Genomic DNA, 16,273 nt, shown 5'->3' with positions numbered 1-16,273 from the left:
TAAGAGGGGAAGTGCCACACGTTCTGTTTGAACGGGTGGCAAGCTTCAGTCGATCCGAAGAGGCTCGAACGACTTGACGAGTTGGTCCACCGCCTTGACCTGCCGCAGCAGCGGTTCGAGCGTGTCCAGTGGCAGAGCGCTGGGTCCGTCACAACGTGCATGCGCCGGGTCGGCGTGTGCTTCGAGGAACAAACCGCCAATGCCGACCGCCATGCCGGCCCGCGCGAGTTCGGGCAACTGTTGGCGACGCCCACCCGAAGCCAACGCATCCGCTTCTCGCCGCTGCAGGCTATGGGTTACGTCGAACACCAGTGGCAGGCCACTGCTGGCAACGCTCATTTCGCGGAAGCCCAACATGTCCACGACGAGATTGTCGTAGCCGAACTGCGTGCCACGCTCGCACAGCAGGACGCGCGGGTTGCCAGCCTCGTGCAGTTTGTGGACGACATGCCTGATCTGGCCCGGGCTGAGGAACTGCGGCTTCTTGACATTCACTACCCGACCGGTGCGGGCAATGGCGGCCACCAGATCGGTCTGCCGGGCCAGGAAGGCCGGAACTTGCAGTACGTCGGCAACGGCAGCGACCTGCATGGCCTGCTCAACCTCATGCACGTCGGTCAAGACTGGGCATCCGAACCGCGACTTGACCGCATCGAGGACCCGCAGCCCTTCCTCCAGGCCGACACCTCGGAAAGAATGGATCGACGAGCGATTGGCCTTGTCGAACGACGCCTTGAAAACGAAGGGTATCCCCAGCTTGCGCGTCACCTCCGCGAAGTGCTCAGCCGCAGCCAGGGTCGTATCGAGATCCTCGATGACGTTGATGCCGCCGAACAGCACGAACGGCAGGTCGTTGGCGACTGTGATGCCCTCGGAAATGGCGACGTGCAGGGAGGTGGCTGATGATGTCGATCGCATAAAAATTCCTCTCGTGATGTCAACGACCGCAGGCGAAAGCGCCGAGCGTCGTCGGCGAAGAATGCCTCACGGTCTTGAGCTTTGCGTGCAGACGCGTCCACAACAGCGCTTACAGGGTCCGACCGGGGTCCGCACCGGCGACTCCGCCCGTGACCACGGTCTTCCTTCAGCGGCTCACTGAAGACCGAGCGCCTTCATCAGCCTCGGCTTCTGGCTCGCGAAGGTGCCATAGAAGACCTCGTCGCCGACGATCGTGATCGGGGCCACGCGCACGCCGGTTCGTGACTTGGCCTCCGCGGAAATCTTCGGGTCGGTCAGGTCGCGCTCTTCAAACGCGATGCCCTGCTGGGACAACCACTCCTTTAGTGCCCGGCAGTCCGGGCAAGTTGGAGTGCTATAGATGAGGATGCGCGGGGTGTTGGCTTGGTTCATGGTCGTGCCTTCACTTGCCCCGAGCGACAAGCCAACTCTTCATCATGGCGATCTCGCCTTCCTGCGCGGAGATGACCTCCTGAGCCAACTTGCGGACCTCCGGGTTCTTGCCGTACTGCAGCGCCACCTTGGCCATGTCGATCGCACCCTGGTGGTGCGGGATCATGCCGCGCATGAAGTCCACATCGGCGTCGCCGCTGAAGTCGATCATCATGTCCGCATGCATGCGGTCGTTGCCGGCACGGTAGGCGGCCGTCGAGGCATCGCCCGAGCTGCCGGCCGCCGCCTGCTGGCCGTTGTCGCCCAGCCACTTGTTCATCATGGCGATCTCGCCTTCCTGCACGGTGATGACCTCCTGGGCCAGCTTGTGAACCTCCGGGTCCTTGCCGTACTGCAGCGCCACCTTGGCCATGTCGATCGCGCCCTGGTGGTGCGGGATCATGCCACGCATGAAATCGACGTCGGCGTTGCCAGTGAACTGCGCTCCCATCCCGGCGTGCATCTGGTCGTTCACGGCGCGATACGCGGTCGTGGAAGGACTGTCATTGGCCGAGGCGCTGGAGGGCATCGCGTGCCCTTGGTGACCTCCGCCCGCACTGGCCTGCATCGCTTCACCCGACGGGACGACCACCTTCTTCTGGACGGCCATCAGGCCGGCGGCGACCACGACGGCGCCCGCAATGAACAAGAGGCTGAACTTGTTGACCTTCATGAAAAAACTCCTTGAATGAGGTTGATGGGTTCACTGTAGGGCCTCCCATTGTTGGAAGGTCAAGCCCTTATTTCGCCCGTCACTTGGCGCTGCACGGCGGTGTGCCCATGCCCATTTCAGTTGCAAGTAATTCTCAACAAAGGTAGGATGTTAGGACGTTAATAGCGAGAGTCCAGGATCATGTCCCAGCAACCGAAAGTTCACGACACCAGCGATTTCCCCATCGTCCGCTTCGACGGCGCAAGCATCTACAACGGATACAGCAGCGCCTGGTGCGCGGAAATGGATGAACTCGTCGCCTGCGGAAAGCCCTTCGTGCTTATCTACGTCGCGGGAGGGCCAGAAGAGACTCTCGACGATCGCGCTCAGCGCGGCGTCTGGCTGAAGACTCACAAGGAGACGCTTGGCGGCACATTGCTCGCGCTCATCCACGTCGAACCGGATTCGGATAAGCGAGCCCAGTTGGAGGCCATGCTGCCAAAGCTCGTCCAGGCTTTCGGTACACCGCAGTCCACCCGGGCCACCCACGCCGATGCCGAGGCGCTGGCCCGGTATGTCCTGGCGGGTGGTCGCGTCGAAGATTCGATATGAACAGCACCGTCCGGTCGCTGTAGCGCACCAAGGGCCTATCCATGAGGACCGGCTACCGCGTGCTCTCCGGGAAACAACCCGCGTTCCGATCAACGGGGCCGGCGACCGGCTGCTCGATGGAAAGCGGCATTGCCAGCGCGGGAGTCGCGCTCGGATCAACCCGATTTCTCAAGTGCCGCAATCAGCGGAGCGACCACGTTCCGCACAGCCGCCGCAGCTGCTTCTCCATCCTGGCGCTCGATAGCATCCACGATCGCCTCATGGGTCGCGAGACCCGGCTCGGGCAGTTCCTTGTCCTTCAGCGCAGTCAGCGTGTTCATGCGGACCGAGTTCGCGAAGTAGCGGTACAGCTCAGCCAGCGCGCCGTTGCCGCACATCCCGGCGATCGCGCAGTGGAAAGCCGTATCGGCCTCGGCAAAGGCCGCGCTCGATGCGTGTTGCTCCTGCTCGCCGCGGGCCTTCAACAGTCGGCGCAGCAGCCCAACGTCCGCCTTGGACCGATGCACCGCGGCCAACCTGGCCGCCTCGGTTTCCAGCATGCAGCGCAACGCGAAGTGCTCTCGCAAGCCGGAACGCCCGACACGGCGCATGACCTCGGCCGGATCGATATTGGTTCGCACGTAGGTGCCATCACCCTGGCGGACTTCCAGGACCTGGCCGTGCGAGAGCACGCGAATGGCTTCCCGCACCGTGTTGCGGCCAACCTCCAGCATCTCGGCCAGTTCCTGCTCCCTGGGGATGCGCTCGCCGACCTTCCAGGCGCCTCCCTCGATCTGGCCGCGGATCAGCTCAATCGTCGAATCGACGAGCGAACGCCGCGGCGCCTGTGGGAGTGTGAAGCGGTTATTCATCGCGGTTCTCAAATGACGTAGAGACGGGAGCCCATCGGACCTCGATTGTAGCAACTCAGGCCTTATACATAGGATGATTCTATGTATTTGACAAAAGAGCAATTGCCGACGGCCTGTGCTTCGTTGCGCGCGACATGCGATTTTCCACCACGCCCGTGCGAGCGGGATTTTTTTCAACACCTTTTGGAGTATTTCGACCATGAACAACATGCAGCACGCCCTGTCATTCAGGCCCCTTCGTTCTTCAGACGGCTTGCGCTGCCGTCCGGTGCAGGCTTTGGGAGCGATATTCCTCGGGCTGGCTTCACTCGCCTATAGCGTCACGTCGCAGGCGGCAGATGAGCCAGAGAACGTGAAGGTGGTCCGGCAATACCTTGACGCCTGGAATGGCGGGCGAACCGACGCGATGGAAAAAGTGCTCGATTCCAACGTCGTCTATTTCAATACCAGCAATGAAGCGTCCCGCACTGGGCCTCAAGCCATTACCGAAGTCTCGCAGTTTCTGATGAAAATCCTGCCCGACCGAAAAATGAAAATCCGTTCGCAGCCGGTTGCCTCCGGCGATGGTGTGGCGATCGAGTGGGAATTCACCGCCACCAAGAACAGCAATGGCGGGACGTCGCCCTCCAGTTCGACCATCAGTTATTTCGGCGCGAGCTTCTTCCGTGTTTCGAACGGAAAGATTGTCTATGCCAGCGACTACTACAACCACAACACCATGCAGAAGCAGCTTCAGCAGTAACGTAAATCCGCAAACAGGAAATCACCGACATGTCCCGCTTCATCATGCACAAGCCCTCGGCGCCGCCAGCGCAGCGGTGAGGCAAGCGCTTTTCCTCAATCCAAGGTAATTGCGCTGGTGACTTGATGAATATCTGACACGCCGGTTATCGAGCCTTGTCTCGATGAAATAGAAATCCCGAATGAAACTACCAACCACGAAGCAGGAACTCCTTGACAAGGTTCGCGCCAGCCACCGAAAGCTCGGGGTAGAAGCTGCCACCATTCCCGCCAGCCACTACCGGCACACGGCCATGATCTGGCAGGAGCCGCGCCTGCATACCAACGCTGCGATGGTCCTGGTGGACGTCATCGTCTGGAACACGATGATCCTGCAGTTCGCGCATGATCGGACGCCTGGACCTTCGGCGTCCTTTTACTCGCCGAGTGCGATGGCGCAGCGGGCCGAGCGTCTTTCTGCCGGCTTCCAGCGCCGTTTCGCGGGCAGAGACCTTCGCGAGCTGGAAGCCATGCTCACGGAGGGACAGGACCGGGTGCTCGACTGCGTGGCGCACCATTCGAACGCCTCGCTTTTCGATCCCGCGTTGAGCCCGATGAAGACCCTCGGGCGCAAGATCCAGTTCTTCACCTCCACCGCCTACGACGACGCGCTGTCGAGGCTGCGCCAGTGGAAGCAGGTGCTGTAGCGGCCGAGGCGACCCACTGCGCGGAGCGCCTCTTGCACCGCTCCGATCAGACCGGAGCTGGCAGCGCCGGCTTTCGCGCGGCCTGCCACAGCAGCGGCACCAGGATCAGCGCCAGGGCCGGGAAGATCATCCAGTTGACCGCCTGCCAGCCCGAGCTGTGCAGGATCGATCCCGCGAGGAACGACACGGCCGCCGTGGCGGCGAAGACGAAGAAATCGTTCATGCCCTGCGCCTTGCTGCGCTCGGCCGGGGTGTGGCAATCGGTGACCATCGCCGTCGCGCCGATGAAGCTGAAGTTCCAGCCGATGCCCAGCAGCGCCAGCGAGCCCCAGAAGTGGGACAGGCCGAGCCCGCCCAGGGCCACCACCCCGGAGGCGGCGAGCAGCACCATGCCGACGGCGGTCACGCGCTCCTTGCCGTAGCGCACCATCAGTCGTCCTGTGAAAAAGCTCGGCCCGAACATCGCCAGCAGGTGCCACTGTATTCCTAGGGCGGCGTTGTCCACCGAATGCCCGTGGTTGACCATCGCCACCGGCGCGGCCGTCATCACGAACGCCATCACCCCATAGGACACCACGCCCGCAGCCACGGCCAGCAGATAGCGCGGCATCGCCAAGAGCTGCAGCACCGTCCGACCGCTATCGGCGACTGCTTCGGCCTGGGTCTGGCTCGGCGTGCGCAGCATCAGCAGGATCGGCAAGGCGATCAGCGGCAGCAGCGCCTGGCTGAGGAAGCTGCCAACGTAGGGCGTGCCCGCTACCGCATCGCGCGTGAAGATCACCAACTGCGGCCCGATGATGGCGCCCGCGAGACCGCCCACCATGACCCAGGAAATGGCCTTGGCCTTAAGCGCGTCCTCGGCGGTGTCGGCGGCTGCGAAGCGGTAGCTCTGCACATACGCGCCGTAGAAGCCCGCCAGGAAGGTGCCGGCGCAGAAGATCCAGAACGAGGCCAGCATGATGCCCAACGCGGCGATCAGGCCCGAGGCCACGCCGAAGCCGACCCCCACCACGTATCCGTTGCGGCGGCCATGGTGCCGCATGATGAAGGCGGCAGGCAAGGTGCCGATGGCAAGACCCAGGCCGAACAGACTCACGGGCAAGGTGATCCAGGCCGAATTCTTGGCAAGCTGCTGGCCGACCAGCCCACCCAGCGACATCACGATGGGCGCGCTGGCGCCGCCGAGCGCCTGCGCGGCGGTGAGAACGCCGATGTTTCGGCGCGTGATGCTCTGGTCGGTCATGGGCGTCTTTCTTATTCGTTTGTCTGGCCGGAAATATTACACGCATGAATATATATTCAGTTATATGGACATGCGATGCTCACGAACCATCGCGAGCCGGTCCATCCTCGGAAGCCCCGGCGGAAGCAGCACCGTGCAGGGCCAATGCGAGCAGGTGCTCTTTCACCTGGATCAGTTGCTCCATGCGTTCCTCAACACAGGCGAGATGGCCTTGGACAGCCTGCCTTAGCAGCTCAGGTTCCAGGAACCCCTCATGTGCCCAACCCAGTAGGCGGCGCACGTCATCCAGGCCGATTCCCGAGGCACGGTAGTTGCGAATCAGGTGAAGCCGTTCGACATGGGCCGGGCCATAGCGCCGATAGTTGTTGCGTGACCGCTCCGGGGCTTGCAACAGGCCCTCCCGCTCGTAGAACCGAATGTTCTCCGGGGGGGTGCCCGTCAAGCGCGCAAGTTCACCGATCCTCATCCGGTTCTCCGTGCGCAACGATGGGGAACGCCGCCGTTGCGCATAGCCCTTATCCCGGCGACCGGGCGGATGGTTGCCCGGTGGCGCCCGATTGCACCGTGTGCTCAGTCCAGCCGCCACCCAGCGCCTTGTAGAGGTGGATGAGGTTGTTCAGCCGCGTCAGGCGCGTGCGCACCAGGGTCTGCTGCGCACCGTACTGTGTGCGTTGCGCATCGAGCAAGGTGAGGTTGTCGTCCACGCCTTCCTGGAAGCGTTGCTCGGCTAGTTGGTAGGCTTTCTGGCTAGCCGCTACCAGGAGCTGCTCCGAGCGGATCTGCTCATCAAGCGTGCGCTTGCCCGCCAAGCCGTCAGCCACCTCAGCAAAGGCCGCCTGGATAGACTTCTCGTAGTTGGCGATTTCGATCCTCTTTTGTACCTGTGCCACGTCCAGATTGGCTCGCAACGCGCCGCCGCGGAAGATGGGCAGCGTGATCTGCGGCAGGAAGCTCCAGGCCCGCGAGCCCGAATCGAACAGGCCGTCCAGCGAAGCGCTGGCCGTGCCCGCCGAGCCCGTGAGGCTAATCGTCGGGAAGAACGCGGCCCGCGCCGCGCCGATGTTGGCGTTGGCGCCGATCAGCATCTGCTCGGCGGCGCGGATGTCCGGCCGACGCGCGAGCAGTTCGGACGGCAGGCCGCTCGGCAGGTCGGTCGGCACGATGTCGTCCGGCAGCGCCACGGCCTCGTCAAGCTGCCGGGACAGCTCCGGCGTCAGCGGCTGGCCCAGCAGCAGCACCAGCGCGTTGCGGTCCTTGGCCGCCTGCCGCGTGTAGGCGGCGCGGTTGGCCTCGGCGGTGCGCAGCGCGATCTCCGCGCGGCGCAGGTCGAGCTGCGTGGAATTTCCCGCTTCCACCAGTTGGGTGGTCAGGTCATAGGAGCGCTTCTGTGTGGCGAGGGTGTCGCTCGTCAGGCGCAGCAGTTCCTGGTCGGCGCGCAGCGTGAGGTAGGCGCTGGCCACCTCGGACACCAGGCTCATCTGCGTGGCGATGCGGGTCTCGTCGAGGGCCAGGTAGGACGCCAGCGCCCGGTCGTTGAGGCTGCGGATGCGGCCCCACAGGTCCAGCTCCCAGGCGGCCGTCACCCCGGCCACGTCGTAGCGCCGGAGCACGTCGCTTTGCCCCGTGGTACTGAGGTCGGCCGGTACGCGCTCTGACGCGCCGCGGGCGGAAACGCCCAGGTTCGGCAGCATCTCGGCACGCTGGATACGGTACAGCGCCTGAGCCGCCTCCACGTTGAGCGCGGCCTTGCGCATGTCGCGGTTGTTCTCCAGTGAAATGCCGATCAACTGCTGCAGCAGCGGGTCGCGGAAGAAGTCCCGCCAGCCGATCTCGGCCGTGATCGCGTCGTCGGGCGTCGCGGCCGCCGGTTCCACATAGGCCGCGCCCAAGGGATAAGCCGTGTCGATCGGCGCTGCGGGCCGGTCATACTTCGGTGCCATGGAGCAGCCAGTCAACGCCGCCGCGAGGGCGAGCGGCGCCAGCGTCCTGGCGGGTCGTGTGAATGCGAAAGATGTTTTCATGTCGTATGTCCTCCTGGCCGTCATGCGTGCTGGTCGGTCATGCCGCCACGGGCATGGCGCGCTTCGCGGCGCAGCGCCAGCTTGCGCACCACAACGTAGAACACCGGCGTCAGCACCAGGCCGAATACCGTCACGCCCAGCATGCCGGCGAACACCGCGATGCCCATGGCGTGGCGCATCTCGGCGCCCGCACCGCTGGCCAGCACCAGCGGCACCACGCCAGCGATGAAGGCGAACGACGTCATCAAGATCGGGCGCAGCCGCAAGCGCGCGGCTTCGAGCACGGCTGCCAGCGGATCGGCCCCTTCGCTTTCCTTCGCGCGGGCGAACTCCACGATCAGGATCGCGTTCTTGGCAGCCAGGCCGACCAGCACCACGAAACCGATCTGCGTGAAGATGTTGTTGTCGCCCCCAGAGAGCCAGACGCCGGCGATCGCCGAGAGCAGCGCCATGGGTGCAATCAGCAGCACAGCGAACGGCAGCGACCAACTGTTGTACTGGGCCGCCAGGAACAGGAAGGCGAGCAGCACCGCCAGCGCGAAGATGTAGATCGCCGTGTTGCCAACCCGTTTTTCCTGGAAAGTCAGGTCCGTCCATTCGTAGGTCATACCGTCCGGCAGCGATTCGCTCACGATCTTCTCAATCGCGGCGGTGGCCTGGCCGGACGAGTAGCCCGGCGCTGGCCCGCCGCTGATGTCGGCCGAGGGAAAGCCGTTGTAATGCATCACCCGGTCGGGGCCGGAACTGCGCTCGATGGTCGCGATCGCGCTCAGCGGGATCATGTCGCCCGCTGCATTGCGCACCTTGAGCATGCCTATGTCCTCAGCCTGCATGCGGAACTGCGCATCGGCCTGGGCCATGACCCGGTAGGTGCGACCGAAGCGGTTGAAGTCGTTGACGTAGAGCGAGCCAAGGTTGACCTGCAGGGTGTCGAACACCTCGGTCAGCGATACGCCCTGCGACTTGGCCTTCACCCGGTCGATGTCCACCTGCAACTGCGGCGCATTGGTCTGGAAGCTGGCGAGCATGTTCGCCAGCTCGGGCGCCTGCATGGCCTTGCCCATGATCTGGCCCTGTGCCTGCGCAAGCGCCTCGGGACCCAGGCCCGCCCGGTCCTCGATCTGCAGCTTGAAGCCGCCCATCGAACCCAGGCCCGGCACCGGCGGCGGCGGGAAGATGCCAACGAAGCCGTCCGGGATCTGGCTGAACTTGCCCATGAGCTTGCCCTGGATGGCGAAGGCCGACAGCGACGGGTCCTTGCGCTCATCGAAGGGCTTGAGCATGGCGAACATCAGCGCGGTGTTCGGCTGGTTCACCGGTCCATTGACCGACAGGCCCGGGAAGGCCACCACGCTCTCGACGCCCGGCTCAGCCAGTGCGATCTTGGTCATCTCCTTGACGACCGCCTCGGTGCGATCCAGCGAGGCGCCGGTCGGAAGCTGGGCGATGCCCACGAGATAGTACTTGTCCTGGGCCGGCACGAAGCCCGCAGGCACCTTGTGGAAGCCCAGCCAGGTCAGGCCCAGGAAGCCGACGTAGAGCAGCAGCACGATGGCGCTGCCGCGCACCGCGCGGCGCACGCCCCCGACGTAGGAATTCGAGGCGCGATCGAAGAAGCGGTTGAAGCGGCGGAAGAAGCCGCCGAACACGCCGTCGATGATGCGCGTGAGACGATCGGGCTTGGCCGCGCCGTGGTGCGGCTTGAGCAGGATGGCGGCCAGCGCTGGCGACAGCGTAAGCGAGTTGATCGCCGACAGGATGGTCGAGAACGCGATGGTCAGCGCGAACTGGCGATAGAACTCGCCCTGCAGCCCCGACAGGAACGCCGAGGGGATGAAGACCGCTGCCAGCACCGAGGTGATGGCCAGGATCGGGCCAGTCACTTCATCCATCGCCTTGCGCGCCGCATCCTTGGGCGATTCGCCCAGCGCCATGTGGCGCTCCACGTTCTCCACCACCACGATGGCGTCATCCACCACGATGCCGATGGAGAGCACGAGGCCAAACAGCGACAGCGTGTTCAGCGAGAAGCCGAACATGTGCATCACCGCGAACGTGCCGACCAGCGAGACCGGCACGGCGATCAGTGGAATGATCGACGCGCGCCAAGATTGCAGGAACAGCACCACCACGATCACCACCAGGAGGATGGCCTCCAGCAGCGTGACGGCGACGGACTGGAGCGAGGCGCGCACGAAGACTGTGGGGTCGTAGGCGATCTTGTACTCGATGCCTTCGGGGAACTTGGCCTGCAGCCGCTCCATCGTCGCGCGCACCGCGCTGGACGTGTCCAGGGCATTGGAGCCGGGCGTCATCAGGATTTGCAGGCCGACCGCGTTCTCGCCGTCGAGCTGGCCGCGCATGGTGTAGTTGTCCGAGCCCAGTTCCAGGCGTGCGACGTCGCGCAGGCGGGTCACCTGGCCGTTGGCGCCGGCCTTGATCACGATGTCGCCGAACTGCTCTTCGGTGGTCAGGCGCCCCAGCGCATTGACGCTGACCTGGAAGGCGGCCGACGCATTCGGCTGCTGGCCGATCGAGCCGGCTGCGACCTGCACGTTCTGCTCGCGGATGGCGGCGACCACATCGCTGGCGGTCATGCCCCGCGATGCGACCTTCTCGGGGTCGAGCCAGACGCGCATTGCGTACTCGCCTTCACCGCCGATGATCACGTTGGCGATGCCCGGCAGGCGCGCCAGTTCGTCGCGCACGTTGAGCATCGCGTAGTTGGACACGTACAGCGGGTCGTAGCGGTCCCCCGGCGAGAGCATATGCACCACCATGAGAATATCGGGCGCGGTCTTGTCGGTGACCACGCCGATGCGCTGGACCTCGGGCGGCAACCGGGGCAGCGCGCGTGAGACGCGGTTCTGCACCTGGATCTGCGCGACGTCGGGGTCGATGTGCTGCTCGAACGAGATGGTCAGCACCATCCGCCCGTCCGTGGACATCTGGGACTGCATGTACATCATGCCTTCCACGCCGTTGACCGCCTGCTCCAGCGGCGATGCCACGGTGTCGGCGATCACCTGCGGGTTGGCGCCGGGATAGCTGGCGGTGACCTGCACCGTCGGCGGCGTGACCTGGGGGTACTCGCTCAGGGGGAGCTGGAAATAGCTGATCGCGCCCGCGATCAGCATCAGCACCGACAGGACGATGGCGAAGATCGGCCGGTTGATGAAGAAGCGGGGGAAATTCATTTGCGGGCCTCCGCCGAGCCGGCCGCGCCGTCAGCCTTGGCGGGGTCCGCGCCACCGGCCTTGGCAGGCGCCGCAGCGGGAGCCGGAGCGTTTGCCGCAGCCTTGGTCGCGCCGGTCGCGCCGGCGGCCGGTGCCGCGGGCGCCTGCATGGGCACCATGCGCGGCGTGACCGCCATGCCGGGGCGCACGAGGCCCTTGATGATGATCTTCTCACCGGCCTGCAGGCCGCCGTTGATGACGCGCAGCCCGTCCACCACCGGCCCCAGTTCGATGGGCCGGTACTGGGCCTGGTTGTTCTCGCCCACGACCAGCACGTAGTTGCGCCCTTGGTCGGTGCCCACGGCCTGATCGTCGATCAGGACGGCCTCGCGCGCCGCGCCGGTGGACAGCTTGGCCCGGGCGAACATGCCGGGTGCCATGCGCCCATCCGGGTTGGGCACAACGGCGCGCGCGCGGATCGTGCCGGTGCTTCGGTCAATGGTGTTGCCCACGAAGTCGAGCGCGCCCCTGTGCGGGAAACCCTTGTCCGTGGTCAGCCCGACCTGCACGGGCAGCGAAGCCTTGCTACCGGCGCCCGCAGCGGGCCGCGAGCGGCTGACGACGTTGAGATAGGTGGCCTCATCAATGTCGAAGTACACGTGCAACGGGTCGATGGATACGATCGTGGTCAGCAGCGTGGCCGCGCCGGCGCCGCCACCGCTGACCAAGTTGCCCTCGGTCACGAGCACGCGGTCGACGCGCCCGGCGATGGGCGCAGTGACGCGGGCGTAGGACAGGTCCAGCTGAGCCGCAGCAACGGCGGCCTTAGCCGCCTGCACCTGAGCCTGGCGCGCGTTGCGTGCGGAGGCGGCATCGTCATAGGTCTTGCGCGCGACGGCGCCGGTCGCCACCAGGCGCTCGGCGCGGTCAAAGTCGGCCTGGGCCTGGCTGGCCAGCACCTCGGCCTGACGCAGTTGCGCCACGGCCGTGTCGAGCGCAACCTGGAACGGCCTCGGGTCGATCTGGAACAGCAGTTGGCCCTTGCGCACGAGGCTACCTTCGGGAACGCTCACCGCATCGACGGCGCCGCCGACCCGCGAGCGCAGCTCGACGGTCTTGGGCGCGGCCAGGAAGCCGGTGTACTCGGCCGATGGCGCGACCGTGCGGGTAATGACCTCGGCCACGGGCACCTGCGGCGCCATCGGCGCGCCCGCCGGGGGCGCCGCGGCCTTGCCCTCGTCCTTGGCGTCGCGGGCAGCGATCGCTATCCCCCCGACGGCTGCGATGACGCCTGCCACCACAATGATTCTGATTTTTTTACGCATGGAAGTGACCCTTTCTTGGATGCAGGACTCCGGCCCTTCCGAAGCGCTCTGCAGACATTTGTGTGGAGGCTAGGCGTTACAACGACGGCAAGGTCAAGCCCTCTTGTTGCCTCAGCGGGCAGACGGCACGGACAAGGTGGTGGGACGCCCGGCGTCGTCGCCGTGGTTGGCCTCCGGCGCGCCCTTGAAGCGCAGCAGGCGCAGTGCGTTCAGCGTGACCAGGGCCGTGGCGCCGGTGTCGGCCAGCACGGCAACCCACAAGCCGGTGATACCCAACACGGTGGTGACCAGGAACAAGCCCTTGAGGCCAATGGCGAATACGACGTTTTGGTGAATGTTGGCCATCGTCGCCCGCGACAGGGCCACCAGGTGGGCCACGTCCGTGACGCGGCTCTTGAGCAGCGCGGCATCGGCGGTTTCCAGCGCCACGTCCGTGCCGCCGCCCATGGCGATACCCACGTCGGCGGTCGCCAGGGCCGGCGCGTCGTTGATGCCGTCGCCGACCATCGCCACCTTGGCATCACGCTTCATCTCGTTGACCAAGCGCAGCTTGTCCTGCGGCAGCAGCTCGGCCTCCCACTCGATGCCCAGCTTGCCGGCGATCGCCTGCGCGGTGCGGCGGTTGTCGCCGGTCAGCATGACCGAGCGCACGCCCATGGCGTTGAGCTGGGCCACGCCTTCGCGCGCGTCGCGGCGGGGCTCGTCGCGCAGGGCCAGCAGGCCCAGAACGTTCTTGCTGGCTTCGTCGAACAGGACCACCACGGTCTTGCCGCCATCCTCCAGCTTGTCGATTTCCCTGCGGTGCGCGGCTGTCAGCGTGGCCGTCTGTTCCGCATGGGCGGGCGATCCGACAGCGAGCGCACTGCCGTTCACGGTGGCGCGCACCGCCTTGCCGGCAATGGCCGATGCGCCCGTGGCCTGGGGAATCGCCACGTCCAGGCTCTTGGCATGGGCGACAATGGCCTTCGCCAAGGGATGGTTTGAGCCGGACTCGACAGCGGCGGCAAGCGCAAGGACCTGTTGATGCTTGAACAGCCCGAAGGGCAGGACCTCGGTGATGCGCGGCTTGCCCTCGGTCAGCGTGCCAGTCTTGTCGAAGGCAATGGCGCGCACGCGGCCGATGGTTTCCAACGCGTTGCCACCCTTGATCAGCAGGCCCCGTCGCGTGGCCACCGCAAGGCCCGAGGCGATGGCCGCCGGTGTGGAGAGCACCAGCGCACATGGGCAGGCAATCAACAGCAGTGCGAGGCCGCGGTACAGCCAGGTACCCCAGTCGCCACCCATGGCAAGTGGCGGAACCACCACGATCAACGCCGCGATGGCCATGACGGCAGGGGTGTAGTAGCGGCTGAACTTTTCGATGAAGCGAGCCGTGGGCGCCTTGGAGGACTGCGCCTGCTCCACCAGTTGGATGATGCGAGAAATGGTGTTGTCCGATGCCGTCTTCTCGACTTGTACTTCGAGCACGCCATCGACGTTGATGGAGCCGGCGAACACGTCGGCACCGATAGCCTTTTGACGCGGTACGGACTCGCCGGTGATAGGCGACTCGTCCAGGCTGCTTTCACCGCGGAGGATCTTGCCGTCCGCAGGCACCCGGTCACCAGGGCGCACCAGCACGCGGTCGCTCACGCGCAGGGAAGCGGCGGGCACTTCGCGCTGCCCGCCCGCGGCATCGAGCAGTACCGCCGTCTTAGGCACCAGGGAGGCCAGCGCCTTGATGCCGGCGCGCGCGCGGCCGGCGGCCACGCTTTCCAGCAGCTCGCCGATCGCGAACAGGAACACCACGGCAGCAGCTTCCTCGGCCTCGCCTATCACGAGCGCGCCCAGCGAGGCGACGACCATCAGCGTTTCGATAGAGAACGGCGAGCCTGACACAGCCAGCGCGAAGGCTTTGCGAGCGAACGGCAGCACGCCCGCGATCACCGCAGCGGCGAAGATCCATTCAGCGTAGCCAGGAACGAACTGCGCGATCGCGTAGGCCGAGCCCATCAGGCCGCCCAGGCCCAGCACGTGCTTGCCTTTCTTCGTCTGCCACCAGCGCTGATGGCGCGCCGTCGATGCTGCTGCTGGGGCCGCGGGTGCTGAGCCATCATGGCGGCGCACGTCGGAGACGCCGAAGCCCAGGCTCTTGATGGTCTTCTCGATGTGGCCGAGCTGCGTGGGGCCGCCAGACGCGAGCGTCAATTCCAGCGTTTCTGCGGTGAAGTTTATGCGGGCATCGGACACGCCATCCATGCGAGCGAGCGCCGTTTCGATCTTGCCGACGCAACTGGCGCAGTCCATGCCCTCGACGCGCATGGACACGTTGGGGGGCGTGCTGGGTGCTCCACGGGAGGCAGAGGCCGGCGCATGGTCATGCCCGCTGCAGGCCCCGTGATCGTGACCGTGGTCATGGGCATGGGCATGGCCGTGAGCATGGCCATGCCCATGGTCATCACCGCACGCTTTGCCGTGCGAATGATCGTGCCCGTGGTCGTGGGCATGCCCATGGTCATGGTGGCCGCCGCAGCCGGCGTGGTCATGCGCGTGGGCCGCATGGCACGGTGCAGGTGCTGCGGACATTTCGGACGCGGGCAGTGCCTGCACGTCGAAGCCCAGGGACCGGATTTTCTTGGCAATGTCGCGTGCAGTATTTCGGCTACTTGTGCTGCGCGTCAACGTCAGCGTCTCATTTGTAAAATTAACCTGTACATTTGATACGCCATCAATTCGACCAAGCGCTGTTTCAATCTTGCCGACGCAACTGGCGCAATCCATACCTTCGACCCGAAAGCCCAGTTGTTCGTCCTGCGCTCCTGTGCCGTCCAATGTTTCCAAAGACATATCAATCTCCTGGTTCTCTGAGTAATCGCCGTGGCAGGACGCACAAATCAGCGATCGGAATGTTATGCAAACAAATGAACACTTGTTTGTATGTTTATTCAAAAAAAAGAAAGAATCTCTTTCTGGCTGAACCATCCGACCGCTGCTTTATGCAGCTGCCATTAAGTCATTTTTTGTTGCGCAGCATCTGGTAGGTTTCAAATGCGGTGCGGTAGGCATCACTATAGGTATCAGGCGTCTGCTCACCAGCCCAGAATCCAGCCATTCCCGCAACCTGCCAATCTGCCAAATCACTCTTTACTTGAGCACGAGTCAATGCCACCGGAGCCTTGTAAGCCGCACCCAGCTTGAGCTGGAGATAGCTCTCGTAGGCTTGTTGGTAGGCTTGGGTGTGCGAAGCGGTGGTGATTCCGCGCGAGGTGAACGCGTGCATGCCGGAGATTTTCCACAGTTCCAAATCAGCCATCACTTCAGCACGAGTCTTTCCTGCTGAGGGCGCCTGATACATATCACCTTGGGTCAATTGCAAGTAGCGCTGAAAGGCAGCCTGGTATTGAGGGCTGAACGTATCCGGGCCGCTTTCGCCGCGAGACAACGCTTCCAACCCAGATTGCCTCCAAGCAGCCAGATCCTCCTGGACCTGTTGCCGTGTCATATCTGCGGCGAACGGTTGAGCGTTTACTCCAGCAGCAAAAAGTGCGGAAAGCAGAACAGCAAAGCGAATTTTCTTGGACATGGTCAATACTCCTTG

At 64.6% G+C, this 16,273-nt stretch carries 14 protein-coding genes; 3 read left to right on the top strand and 11 right to left on the bottom strand.

Going from position 1 to position 16,273, the window contains the following annotated elements; all coding sequences use genetic code 11:
- Nucleotides 1–45: 45 nt before the first annotated feature.
- From kdsA to copM, 3 genes are all read right to left on the bottom strand, one after another.
- A complete protein-coding gene (gene kdsA, locus AC3A84_RS04140; protein ID WP_024082531.1) occupies nt 46–891 on the bottom strand; it encodes a 3-deoxy-8-phosphooctulonate synthase in 846 nt (281 codons plus the stop codon).
- A 201-nt stretch (nt 892–1,092) separates the two neighbouring features.
- On the bottom strand, nt 1,093–1,350 hold the full coding sequence (locus AC3A84_RS04135) for a glutaredoxin family protein (protein ID WP_003821132.1): 258 nt from the start codon (nt 1,348–1,350) through the stop codon (nt 1,093–1,095).
- 10 nt (nt 1,351–1,360) lie between these two features.
- On the bottom strand, nt 1,361–2,062 hold the full coding sequence (gene copM, locus AC3A84_RS04130) for a CopM family metallochaperone (protein ID WP_003821133.1): 702 nt from the start codon (nt 2,060–2,062) through the stop codon (nt 1,361–1,363).
- 180 nt (nt 2,063–2,242) lie between these two features.
- Between copM and AC3A84_RS04125 the strand changes: the two genes are divergently transcribed.
- On the top strand, nt 2,243–2,653 hold the full coding sequence (locus AC3A84_RS04125; RefSeq protein ID WP_012614065.1) for a hypothetical protein: 411 nt from the start codon (nt 2,243–2,245) through the stop codon (nt 2,651–2,653).
- 155 nt (nt 2,654–2,808) lie between these two features.
- Here AC3A84_RS04125 and AC3A84_RS04120 read toward each other — a convergent pair whose 3' ends face one another.
- Nucleotides 2,809–3,504 (bottom strand): FadR/GntR family transcriptional regulator, encoded by a 696-nt coding sequence (locus AC3A84_RS04120; RefSeq protein ID WP_003821135.1) that lies wholly within the window; start codon nt 3,502–3,504, stop codon nt 2,809–2,811.
- A gap of 199 nt (nt 3,505–3,703) precedes the next feature.
- Between AC3A84_RS04120 and AC3A84_RS04115 the strand changes: the two genes are divergently transcribed.
- Together AC3A84_RS04115 and AC3A84_RS04110 are read left to right on the top strand one after the other, a co-directional pair.
- The gene (locus AC3A84_RS04115) at nt 3,704–4,246 is read left to right on the top strand and encodes a nuclear transport factor 2 family protein (RefSeq protein WP_015912832.1); all 543 of its coding nucleotides are present in this window, start codon (nt 3,704–3,706) and stop codon (nt 4,244–4,246) included.
- A gap of 181 nt (nt 4,247–4,427) precedes the next feature.
- Nucleotides 4,428–4,931 (top strand): ClbS/DfsB family four-helix bundle protein, encoded by a 504-nt coding sequence (locus tag AC3A84_RS04110; protein ID WP_003821138.1) that lies wholly within the window; start codon nt 4,428–4,430, stop codon nt 4,929–4,931.
- 46 nt (nt 4,932–4,977) lie between these two features.
- Here the strand turns inward: AC3A84_RS04110 and AC3A84_RS04105 are convergent, their stop codons facing one another.
- The 7 genes from AC3A84_RS04105 to AC3A84_RS04075 all read right to left on the bottom strand — a co-directional run bounded on the left by AC3A84_RS04105 (nt 4,978) and on the right by AC3A84_RS04075 (nt 16,258).
- On the bottom strand, nt 4,978–6,174 hold the full coding sequence (locus tag AC3A84_RS04105) for an MFS transporter (RefSeq protein ID WP_021204989.1): 1,197 nt from the start codon (nt 6,172–6,174) through the stop codon (nt 4,978–4,980).
- Between the two features lie 79 nt (nt 6,175–6,253).
- Nucleotides 6,254–6,640 (bottom strand): MerR family transcriptional regulator, encoded by a 387-nt coding sequence (locus AC3A84_RS04100; protein ID WP_015912830.1) that lies wholly within the window; start codon nt 6,638–6,640, stop codon nt 6,254–6,256.
- Nucleotides 6,641–6,689: 49 nt separating this feature from the next.
- Nucleotides 6,690–8,195, bottom strand: a complete 1,506-nt coding sequence (locus tag AC3A84_RS04095; protein WP_090520095.1) for an efflux transporter outer membrane subunit — start codon at nt 8,193–8,195, stop codon at nt 6,690–6,692.
- Nucleotides 8,196–8,215: 20 nt separating this feature from the next.
- Nucleotides 8,216–11,392, bottom strand: a complete 3,177-nt coding sequence (locus tag AC3A84_RS04090; RefSeq protein WP_012614062.1) for an efflux RND transporter permease subunit — start codon at nt 11,390–11,392, stop codon at nt 8,216–8,218.
- Complete coding sequence (locus AC3A84_RS04085) at nt 11,389–12,696, bottom strand: efflux RND transporter periplasmic adaptor subunit (protein WP_003821145.1); 1,308 nt, start codon at nt 12,694–12,696, stop codon at nt 11,389–11,391. Before AC3A84_RS04085 ends, AC3A84_RS04090 begins: the two co-directional genes overlap by 4 nt.
- 111 nt (nt 12,697–12,807) lie before the next feature.
- Nucleotides 12,808–15,657, bottom strand: coding sequence for a heavy metal translocating P-type ATPase (locus AC3A84_RS04080; RefSeq protein ID WP_487968447.1), 2,850 nt, complete (start codon nt 15,655–15,657; stop codon nt 12,808–12,810).
- Nucleotides 15,658–15,688: 31 nt separating this feature from the next.
- The gene (locus AC3A84_RS04075; protein WP_003821150.1) at nt 15,689–16,258 is read right to left on the bottom strand and encodes a DUF4148 domain-containing protein; all 570 of its coding nucleotides are present in this window, start codon (nt 16,256–16,258) and stop codon (nt 15,689–15,691) included.
- Nucleotides 16,259–16,273: the final 15 nt, after the last annotated feature.

It is taken from the genome of Paracidovorax sp., from assembly GCF_057642795.1.
Note: the sequence above shows the minus strand (reverse complement) of the source record. Positions and strands in the feature narration are given on the sequence as shown.